8 protein-coding genes are annotated in these 8,233 nt (G+C 72.4%); 5 read left to right on the top strand and 3 right to left on the bottom strand.

The features are described from left to right. Window positions 1–541 precede the first annotated feature (541 nt). The 4 genes from ACIPEP_RS04330 (at window position 542) to ACIPEP_RS04315 (ending at window position 4,925) form a co-directional block, all read left to right on the top strand. On the top strand, window positions 542–1,312 hold the full coding sequence (locus ACIPEP_RS04330) for a winged helix-turn-helix domain-containing protein (protein WP_070418345.1): 771 nt from the start codon (window positions 542–544) through the stop codon (window positions 1,310–1,312). A 282-nt stretch (window positions 1,313–1,594) separates the two neighbouring features. Next, complete coding sequence (locus ACIPEP_RS04325; RefSeq protein ID WP_229086351.1) at window positions 1,595–2,107, top strand: MarR family winged helix-turn-helix transcriptional regulator; 513 nt, start codon at window positions 1,595–1,597, stop codon at window positions 2,105–2,107. Continuing rightward, window positions 2,104–3,453, top strand: a complete 1,350-nt coding sequence (locus ACIPEP_RS04320) for a cryptochrome/photolyase family protein (protein ID WP_402716596.1) — start codon at window positions 2,104–2,106, stop codon at window positions 3,451–3,453. The genes ACIPEP_RS04325 and ACIPEP_RS04320 overlap by 4 nt, the downstream gene beginning before the upstream one ends. Beyond that, on the top strand, window positions 3,450–4,925 hold the full coding sequence (locus tag ACIPEP_RS04315; RefSeq protein WP_402716595.1) for a serine hydrolase domain-containing protein: 1,476 nt from the start codon (window positions 3,450–3,452) through the stop codon (window positions 4,923–4,925). The genes ACIPEP_RS04320 and ACIPEP_RS04315 overlap by 4 nt, the downstream gene beginning before the upstream one ends. 51 nt (window positions 4,926–4,976) lie before the next feature. On the opposite strand, the gene ACIPEP_RS04310 is transcribed toward ACIPEP_RS04315, so the two are convergent. Continuing rightward, entirely contained in the window at window positions 4,977–5,951 is a 975-nt protein-coding gene (locus ACIPEP_RS04310) for a carbohydrate kinase family protein (RefSeq protein ID WP_139202090.1), read from the bottom strand. 160 nt (window positions 5,952–6,111) lie between these two features. Here ACIPEP_RS04310 and ACIPEP_RS04305 point away from each other — a divergent pair, with 160 nt between their 5' ends. Further along, on the top strand, window positions 6,112–6,687 hold the full coding sequence (locus tag ACIPEP_RS04305) for a hypothetical protein (protein WP_402716594.1): 576 nt from the start codon (window positions 6,112–6,114) through the stop codon (window positions 6,685–6,687). Window positions 6,688–6,787: 100 nt separating this feature from the next. On the opposite strand, the gene ACIPEP_RS04300 is transcribed toward ACIPEP_RS04305, so the two are convergent. Further along, window positions 6,788–7,402: a superoxide dismutase gene (locus ACIPEP_RS04300; protein WP_402716593.1), complete on the bottom strand. Its 615-nt coding sequence runs from the start codon at window positions 7,400–7,402 to the stop codon at window positions 6,788–6,790. A gap of 44 nt (window positions 7,403–7,446) precedes the next feature. Beyond that, on the bottom strand, window positions 7,447–7,956 hold the full coding sequence (locus ACIPEP_RS04295; RefSeq protein WP_070418339.1) for a flavin reductase family protein: 510 nt from the start codon (window positions 7,954–7,956) through the stop codon (window positions 7,447–7,449). Window positions 7,957–8,233: the final 277 nt, after the last annotated feature.

Genomic DNA, 8,233 nt, shown 5'->3' with positions numbered 1-8,233 from the left:
TCTGCATCCTGGGGGGGGCGCGGGGGGGGGGGGTGGCCCGGTGCGCCCCCCCCGGCCCCGCACCCCCCCCCCCCGGGGGGGGGGGGGGGGGGCCCCCCCCCCCCCCCCCCCCTCCTGTCCGTCATGACGGTGCGTTCGCAGAACGCACCGTCCGTGCGGACGGTTGACACGACGTTGGTATCCCACCGATACTCGTCCCATGACTGCAACCGTGTCCACCCGCGTCCTCTCCGAGGCCCAGGGGACCGCCGGCATGATGATGCCGGCCACGGCCGTCATGCGTTGTCGAATGTGTGCCTGATCGGCACCCGTTCCAGCCGGATCCCCCGCGACACCACCCCCGTCGCGCGAGCGTGATCCCCGGGTGACGACCACGTCGACGACGCGCACCACGTCACGAGGTCTGTCCCCCGTACCCCCGGGTCGGCCCCGGTCCGCAGCAGGACCGCAGGGCCCACGGCACTCGCCGTACCCGGACCGACGCATTCGACACGGCCGCGGCACACCTCGACACCGCAGCCACATCGCCCGGAGAACCGCCATGTCGCTCACCATCGCTCAGCCCCGCACCGCCCTCCGCACCGCCGCACCCGCGCCGACCGACCTCGGCACCGTGACCCCGATCCGTCCGCGTCGCGAGCCCGTCGCCCCGCCCGTCGCCACCGGCGTGCCGACCAGCCCGGTCGTCGCCCCGCAGCGCAACCGCGCCCTGCCCGAGGGCACCGAGGCACGCGGCTTCGCCCTCTACGTCGGCATCGACGAGGCGAAGGCAGCGGCGGCGGGCACGACCCTCGCTGCGGTCGTCGAGCAGCTCAAGGCCCTGACCGCGCAGCTCGTCCCGACCTCGGAGACCTACGCCGCGGTGGCCGTCGCCGCCGAGGGCTCCGGCGGCCGTGACGTCGACGTCGTCCGGCTCGCCCTGCAGGACCGCTCCGCCGTGGCCGCCCGCAAGCAGGCCGAGAAGCCCGAGCCGGAGGAGACCGGGGTCGTCATCGACATCTCCCGGAAGCGCGTCACGCTCGACGGCGAAGCCGCTCCCCTGACGTACAAGGAGTTCGAGCTCCTGCAGTTCCTCGTCCTCCGCGAGGGCCAGACCGTCGACCGCTCGGCGATCATCGACGGCCTGTGGTCGGACGGCGAGGACGAGACCCCGAACGAGCGCACGATCGACGTCCACGTCCGTCGCCTCCGCTCGAAGCTCGGCGCCTTCGAGGAGATCGTCCGCACCGTGCGCGGTGTCGGCTACCGCTTCGACCGCCACGCCGACGTCGCCGTGCGCTACGCCTCGACGCCGTCGCCGGACCTCTTCTGATCCTGATCGGTCGTTCTTGGTGAACTCGCAGCGAACGACCGCCGCGTCCGGTAGCGCGCCGTTACCCGTTCGTTATACAGTCGTGCGTGCAGACGGTGTTTGCTGTGGCACCGCCTGTGGAATGTGATTGCAGGACACTCTTGGTGCAAGGGAGAGGGCCGGTCATCCCCGTGATGACCGGCCCTCGTTGCGTCCCGGGGGACACGGCTGCGCGTCAGCAGCATCGCGTGTCCGAGGCCGTCGGTAGTGTGGCATGACCGTACGACCAGAGGGAGCGCGACCGTGAACGAGCCACGCCGCAGCGAGAAGGCGACCGCCGTCGCTGCCTGGGAAGCGCTCTTCCGCGCCCAGGTCACGGTGATGCGCGCGCTCAACGCCGACTTCCCGGGCGGCGAGATCTCGTTCAACGAGTACGACGTCTGCTTCAACCTCTCCACGCAGCCCGGCCGCCGCTGCCGGATGCGCGAACTGACCGGCCACCTGCTCCTGACGCAGCCGAGCGTCAGCCGCCTGGTCGACCGGCTCACCGCGCGCGGCATCGTCGAGAAGCAGCCGGACCCCACCGACGCCCGCGGCGTGATCGTGGCCCTCACCGCGCACGGCTTCGACGTCTACCGCGCCGTCGCCGTCCAGCACGCGCAGACCATCGCCGACCAGGTCGGTGCCGGCCTCGACGACGCCGAGCTGCGCACGCTCACCGAACTCTGCACGAAGCTCCGGACCGCGGCCGGTGCGGCGTCACCCCGACGTGGCGCGACCCGGGCGGCGTCCGACGTCGACGCGGCAGCGGTGTGACCGGCGCCCTGGTCTGGCTCCGCGACGACCTCCGTCTCGCGGACAACCCGGCACTCCGAGCAGCGATCGACCACGGCGGCGACGTCACGATCGCGTACGTCCTCGACGAGCAGTCCCCCGGCATCCGCCCGATCGGGGCTGCGGCACGGTGGTGGCTGCACCACTCGCTCGCCGCGCTCGACGGTGAACTCCGAGAACGCGGGTCCCGACTGGTCCTCCGCCGCGGGCCCGCTGCCGAGGCGGTCGACGCGCTCGTGTCCGACACCGGCGCCGACGCGGTGTTCTGGAACCGCCGGTACGGCCGTGCCGAGCGGGACCTCGACGCCGGCATCAAGTCGACCCTCACCGACGGCGGGACCGAGGCGCACAGCTTCGCCGCGAGCCTGCTCTGGGAACCGTGGACCGTCCTCACCGGGCAGGGCGAGCCGTACAAGGTGTTCACGCCGTTCTGGCGTGCCGCCCAGGCGATGCCCGAGCCCCGCCACCCGCTGCCCAAGCCGCGTGACCTCCCCGCGGCGCCCCGGGTCGCGAGCGACGACCTCGACGACTGGGACCTGCTGCCGACGCACCCCGACTGGGCCGGCGGTCTCCGGGACGCCTGGGAACCCGGCGAGCAGGGCGCACACCGGCGGCTCGAACACTTCGTGCACCACGCGCTCGAGGACTACGACCAGCGCGACGAACCCGCGATGGCCGCCACGAGCGACCTCTCCCCGCACCTGCGGTGGGGCGAGGTCAGCCCGTACCAGGTCTGGCACCGCCTGCACGGCCAACTCGAGCCCGAGCAGCGCAAGAACGCCTCGGCGTTCCTCCGGCAGCTGGCCTGGCGCGAGTTCAACTGGAACGAGTACTTCCACTGCGAGGACATCACCACGGTGAACGTCCGGCGCGAGTTCGACGCCTTCCCCTGGCGGGACGTCCCCGACGCCGAGATCGACCGCTGGCGGACGGGGACGACCGGGTTCGACCTCGTCGACGCGGGCATGCGGGAACTCTGGCACTCGGGTGCGATGCACAACCGGGTCCGGCTCGCGACGGCCAGCTTCCTCGTGAAGAACATGCTCGTCGACTGGCGCGTGGGCGAGCAGTGGTTCTGGGACACCCTCGTCGACGCCGACTCCGCCAACAACGCGGCGAACTGGCAGTGGGTCGCCGGCTCCGGGTTCGACGCGGCGCCGTACTTCCGGGTGTTCAACCCGGACCGGCAGCTCGAGCGGTTCGACCCGCACCGCGAGTACGTGCACCGCTGGGTCCCCGCCGACGAAGACCGTCCGGAGCCCATGCTCGACCTCAAGGAGACCCGGCAGCGGGCACTCGACGCGTACGACCGGATGCGCCGGTCGTGAGCGGCATCGATCCGCAGGTGATCACGGACGTCGACGCGCTGTTCCGCGAACGTGTCGAACGCGGCGTCGCTCCGAGCAGCGTCTGGGGCGTCTTCGACCGCACCGGGCTCGTCGCCTCGGGCGGGCACGGCGACCGCGGCGACGGCGTCGCTCCCGACGCCGACACCGTGTACCGGATCGCCTCCTGCACGAAGAGCGTGACGGCGGCCACCCTGCTCGCCCTCGTCGCGGACGACCGTGTCCGGCTGGACTCCCCGATCACGGACTTCGTGCCCGCCTTCGCGGACGTCGTACTGCCCACCGCCGACTCCCCCGTGCCGACGCTCCGCATGCTCCTCACCATGGCCGGCGGCTTCCCGACCGACGATCCGTGGGCCGACCGGCAGGAATCGATCTCGGACGCCGAGTTCGACGACGTCCTGCGCGCCGGGCTCCTGTTCGACTCGGTCCCAGGGACCCGGTTCGCCTACTCGAACACCGGGTACGCGTTGCTCGGCCGGGCGATCGCCGTCGTGGCCGGTCGTCCCTTCCCCGAGGTCGCGACCGAACTCGTCCTCGGCCCCCTCGGCCTGCGCGACACCGTCTTCCGCGCCGACGACGCCCGCGGTCACGTGGTCACGGGCGTGCGTCCCGCCGCTGACGGGGCGGGCGTCGGGACGTGGGAGCCGCTGCCGATGTCCGGTCCCGGCGCGTTCTCGTCGATCGGTGGGCTGTTCTCGACGGTCACCGACCTGGCCCGCTGGGGTCGGCACCTCGCGTCGGCGTTCACCGGGACGCCCGAGCCCGGACCGGTCTCCCCCGCCGACCGCCGACTCATGCAGCAGGCGATGCGGATCGTGCCCGCAGCGGTGGTGCCGACCTCGAGTCGCCCGACGGCGTACGGCTTCGGGCTCTTCGTCGAGCAGGACCCGGCGTTCGGCGAGCTCGTCTCGCACTCCGGCGGCTACCCGGGGTTCTCGGCGCACATGCGGTGGTCGGTCCGGGACGGCCTCGGCGTCGTCGCCTTCGAGAACGCCACGCAGGCGAAGGTCTCGGCGGCGGCGGACCGGGCGCTCGACCTCGTGCTGACCGCCCGCGCGACCGCCGCGGCGGACCGTGCACCCGCGGGCCGCGCGCTGGCGGACCGAGCATCCGGCACCGGGCCGACCGTGGACGCGACGCGGGCGGCGCAGGCGGCCGTGACGCGCCTCCTGGCCCGCTGGGACGACGACCTCGCCGATGCGATCTGCACGCCGAACGTGGCGATGGACGTGCCGTACGAACGACGCCGCCGGGCCGTCGCGGAGGCGGTGGCGGCCGTCGGTGCCGACCTCGGGGCGGAACCGGTGGCCGAGGAGTCCCAGGCCCCGTCGCACCTGCGCTGGTGGCTGCCGGGGACGGCCGGTCGGCTGCGCGTCGAGATCCGGTTGGCGCCGCTCGCGGCCGGCCTCGTGCAGACCCTGGTGGTCCGGGCCGAACCCAGCGAGCGCTGACAGCGCGGCCGGTGGTCCGGGCCGAACCCAGCGAGCGCTGACGCGCGAGCGTCAGACCGGCGGACGCCCGCCCACGAACCCGAGCGCCCGCGCCGCGACCCGCGTGCCCTCGCGCGCAGCCGCCGCGACCCGCACCGGATCGGTCGCCCACGCACGGAGGAACCCCGCGGCGAACGCGTCCCCGGCGCCGAGCGTGTCCACCACCGTCGCAGGCGTGATCGGCACCCGCTGCGGCGTCCGACCACGCCGCCCGAGCAGGACGCCCTCGGTCCCCATGGTCACCACGACCAGGGGCACGCGGTCGGCGAGCGACTCGATCGCCTCGGTGACGGTGGGTGCTCCGGTCAGCGCGAGCGCCTCGTCCTCGCTCGGGAAGAGGGCATCGAGGCCGGAGAGCGCCTCGAGGAACTCCGACGCACCGACCGCACGCACCACCGCGGCGGACGAGGGGTCGAGAGACACCCGGGCGGAACCGGACCGGGCCTGGGCGACGAGTGCCGCGATGCGGTCCGGGCCGCCTCCGCCGAGCATCGCCGAGCCGGTCAGGTGCACGATGTCCGCACGCGCCACGAGGTCGACCGGTAGGTCCTCCGCCGACAGCACCCCGCTCGCTGCGGGATCGGACATCGCGGTCCGACCGTTCCCGTTCCGCACGGACACGACGGCGCCGGTCGCGGTCCGGGCGTCGTAGCGGATGTGCGCGCGGACGCCGGCGTCGGCGAGCGATCGCTCGTGCCGGTAGACGTCGTCGACGCCGACCCGACCCACCAGGTCCACGTCGGCGCCGAGCCAGCCGAGCCACGTCGCGGTGTTGCCTGCGGCGCCGACCGGTCGGTGCCGGATGACCGCGGCCGGGTCGTGTGCACCCATGCTCGCGGCCGTGGTGTGCACGAGCACCCCGTCCAGGACGTCGCCGACGACGAGGAAGCGCTTCCCCGCCCCGCGACGGCGTCCGGCGACCGCCCGCCCGGCACGGGGTGCCTCGGGGCGCGACGGGGCCACAGGGCGCTCTGGAGGCATGGACATCGGCCCCATCCTACGTGGAATCGAGTAAAACTCCGCTTCTCGCCACAAATCCCTTGCACCCGTTATGGATTCCCGGCTGTTTCCCGGCGATCGCCAGTAATATACTCTGTGATCGTATGTGAACGGTCGCGTACTGCCCATCACGCTCGTTGGAGACGCCATGCCCCGCAAGCCCGACCCGACACTCAAGCCGGCGATCATCGCGAAGGTGGCCGAGCACCTGCAGGACACCAAGCTCGAGGACGTCTCCGTCCGCAGCCTCGGCCGGGTGCTCGGGACGAGCGCGTACCCGATCGTGTACCACTTCGGCACGCGCGAAGCCCTGATCGACGCCGTGGTGGACCACCTGGCGGAATCCGTCTCCGACGTCACGCTCGACCCCGGCGCCGACGACCTCGGGCTGACCGACTACCTCATCGCGGTGTTCGGCGGGCTCGACGACCCCGAGCGCTCCCTCGCCGCCCGGCTCACCTTCGAGCTCGGATCGGTCGAGTCGCTCGACGGCCGTGATCGCGAGCGCACCTTCCACCGCGCGCAGGTGAGCGCGATCGCCGCCTGGTGCGTCGAACACGGCTACGGCGCGGTGGACGCCGAACGGGCGGCCCGCGGTGCCGTCCTCGCGGCTCGGGGCGTGCAGTGGGGCACGATCGTCGACCGCGAGCGGACGACGCCCGACGCCGCGCTGCGCGCGATCGCGCACAAGCTGGTCGCCGGGGCCCACTTCCAGTCGGCCTGAGCGGTCGACGCGCACCGACGAACGACGGGAGGCGCGGTGCCAGCCGGCACCGCGCCTCCCGTCGTTCACCGGGTCACCACCGTGACCCGCGGCGCCCGTCTCAGAGGGTGACGAAGCTCTGCGACTTCGCGTTCGCGAAGCGCGCGGCGACGTTCTCCCAGTCGACGATGTTCCACACGGCCTTGACGTAGTCCGCCTTGACGTTGAGGTAGTCGAGGTAGAAGGCGTGCTCCCACATGTCGAGCATGAAGATCGGCACGAGACCGAACGGCACGTTGGCCTGCTGGTCGAACAGCTGGAACGTGGTCAGCTTCTGGCCGACGGTGTCCCAGGCGAGGACGGACCAGCCGGAGCCCTGGATGCCCGTGGCGACGGCGGTGAACTGGGCCTGGAACTTCTCGAACGAGCCGAAGAACTCGTCGATCGCCGCGGCGAGCTCGCCCTCGGGGACCTTCGTGTCCGGGCCGAGGTTGGTCCAGAAGATCGAGTGGTTGACGTGGCCACCGAGGTTGAACGCGAGGTCCTTCTCGAGCTTGTTGACGTTCGTCAGGTTGCCGGACTCACGGGCCTCGGCGAGCTGCTCGAGCGCGGTGTTCGCACCCGTCACGTAGGTCTGGTGGTGCTTGTCGTGGTGCAGCTGCATGATCTTGCCGCTGATGTGCGGCTCGAGTGCGGCGTAGTCGTACGGCAGCTCCGGCAGGGTGTACTCAGCCATGTGAGTTCCTTTCGATCAGTGGTGTGCGGATGGTGCTCCGCGGCTCACGAGAGCCGGGAACGATCGGTGAGGGAGTGGAATTCCCGGTTGTGGTAGACCAGCGGCTCGCCCCGTTCGAGGCCGACGACGATGTCGAGGACCTCGGCGACGACGACGGTCGACGAGCCGATCGGCGTGGTCGAGAGGGGCCGGCAGCGCAGGGCGCTCGCGGCACTCGGCAGGTAACGGTCACCCGACGGCAGGGTGCCCCAGATCGGGTCGTCCGCGGCGGGGCTGCCGGTGGAGGCGAAGCGACGGGCGAGGGCGACGCCGAGCGAGTCGACGAGGTGCACCACGAAGATCGGGGCGCCGAGCACGACCCCGGCTGACCCGGAGTTCGTGGACAGCGAGAACACGAGCACGGGCGGGTCGATCGCCACGCTCGCTACGCTCGATGCGGTGAGGCCGGTCGGACCGTCGGGGCCTTCGGCGGTGATGACGGCGACACCGGCCGGGTGTCCACGGAAGGCGGCCTTGTAGGCGTCCGCGATGTTCGCCGGTGCTGCGTCGGGCATGGGAGTCGTGGTCGTTCCTTCGATGGGGAGGGCCGCGGCTCCGCGGCCATGTCCCAACGTATGACCTGAACCATGGTTGAGGTCAACGATTCCCAGGTTCGGTCGATCCCGGGCGTGCCGTGTGACCCCGTGTGACGTGGGGTGCGGCGGTGCGGGCCCGACTTCGTGAGCAGAAATGGTCGGGTCGCTCGCGGCGACTCGACCATTTCTGCTCACCAAGCGCGGCGCGGCGGCGCGGCGCGCGCGGGGCGCGGCGCGGCGCGGCGCGCGGCGGCGC

Source organism: Curtobacterium sp. NPDC087082, assembly GCF_044745045.1.
Lineage (GTDB): Bacteria > Actinomycetota > Actinomycetes > Actinomycetales > Microbacteriaceae > Curtobacterium.
This window is presented reverse-complemented; position numbering and strand designations above follow the sequence as displayed.

Coding starts and splice junctions, on each gene's coding strand:
- ACIPEP_RS04330 (WP_070418345.1), top strand. CDS start 542: ATGTCGCTCACCATCGCTCAGCCCCGCACCGCCCTCCGCACCGCCGCA.
- ACIPEP_RS04310 (WP_139202090.1), bottom strand. CDS start 5,951: ATGTCCATGCCTCCAGAGCGCCCTGTGGCCCCGTCGCGCCCCGAGGCA.
- ACIPEP_RS04305 (WP_402716594.1), top strand. CDS start 6,112: ATGCCCCGCAAGCCCGACCCGACACTCAAGCCGGCGATCATCGCGAAG.
- ACIPEP_RS04300 (WP_402716593.1), bottom strand. CDS start 7,402: ATGGCTGAGTACACCCTGCCGGAGCTGCCGTACGACTACGCCGCACTC.
- ACIPEP_RS04295 (WP_070418339.1), bottom strand. CDS start 7,956: ATGCCCGACGCAGCACCGGCGAACATCGCGGACGCCTACAAGGCCGCC.